Origin of the sequence: Quyinboa ferrireducens (genome assembly GCF_042436675.1) — a bacterium.
In the GTDB taxonomy this organism is placed as follows: Bacteria; Bacteroidota; Bacteroidia; order Bacteroidales; family UBA5342; genus JBHJHP01.
Map to the genome: position 1 here is coordinate 1 of NZ_JBHMVA010000085.1, position 933 is coordinate 933.

Consider the following 933-nt stretch of genomic DNA (forward strand, 5'->3'; position numbering starts at 1 on the left):
TAACAAAAGCCGTTGATGGTACGGATATAGGTTATATCAGACACCCAGACTTGATTAGGGGCTGTAACATCCATGTCCTTTACCAGGTTCTTATACTTATGAAAACGGTGATACGAATCGGTTGTTTTGCACGAAGCTTTTTTACGTCTAACAAGCATATCATGCTCTCGCAGGATATTATTCAATTTATCCCTGCCTACTTTTAATCCTGCCATTACGAAGGAACCTTTCAAAGCTTTGTATAACTTTACTGTACCCACACGTGATTGCTCAATACGCTCTTGTTTAACAAGCAGTATTACTTGATTTGTAATATGATCCTGCTTTTGTATTCGATCCTTTAATTTGTAATAAGCATCCCTGTGCATATGGTAACACTGGCAGGTTTGCTCAACGCTTGCCTGTCCAGTGTGTTTTGTTTTTTCTACTGACTTAATCAAACTTAAAGGTTTAAGTTTTTTTTTAACTCATCGACACTTTTGTAACCTAATTTTTCAGCAGCTACTTCAAGGTATGAGTCCATTACTAACTTGTCTAAGTCTTTCTTAATGAGCAACTCTTTTAGTTGTTTGATTTCCTTTTGTAAGGCTTTGAGCCGTGTTGTTTCATCTTGATTTTCCACGAGTATCCTGGTATTCATTAAATCTTTCCGGTTGTACTTTTTTATCCATTCATTTATGGTAGTCCGGTTAATACCATAAATTTCTCCAAGCTTTTTCTTGGAATAATTTCCAGTACTAAGTTCTGATAAAATTTTGAGTTTAAAACCCTCGCTGTACCTTCTTACGATACCATCATTTTTATACATAATTGCTACGTGTTGTGTAGCCATTATTCCGTATGAGTCAGTATTAAATACAACGTTCCCGCGGTATGGTGTCGTGGCAGTTTCTGTCCGATAGGATAGGAACTGTCAGGACGAAAAGAGCTGGC

The 933-nt window shown here is 37.1% G+C and carries 2 protein-coding genes; both read right to left on the reverse strand.

The window, feature by feature from the left end:
• Positions 1–440: transposase family protein (locus tag ACE01N_RS20525; RefSeq protein ID WP_473965032.1), on the reverse strand; the 440-nt coding region annotated here is incomplete at its 3' end.
• Positions 441–442: 2 nt separating this feature from the next.
• On the reverse strand, positions 443–832 hold the full coding sequence (locus ACE01N_RS20530) for a transposase (protein ID WP_380592960.1): 390 nt from the start codon (positions 830–832) through the stop codon (positions 443–445).
• Between the last annotated feature and the right edge of the window lie 101 nt (positions 833–933).

Bases quoted from the DNA above. Each gene is read 5' to 3' on its own strand.
- ACE01N_RS20530 (WP_380592960.1), bottom strand. From the start codon at position 832: ATGGCTACACAACACGTAGCAATTATGTATAAAAATGATGGTATCGTA.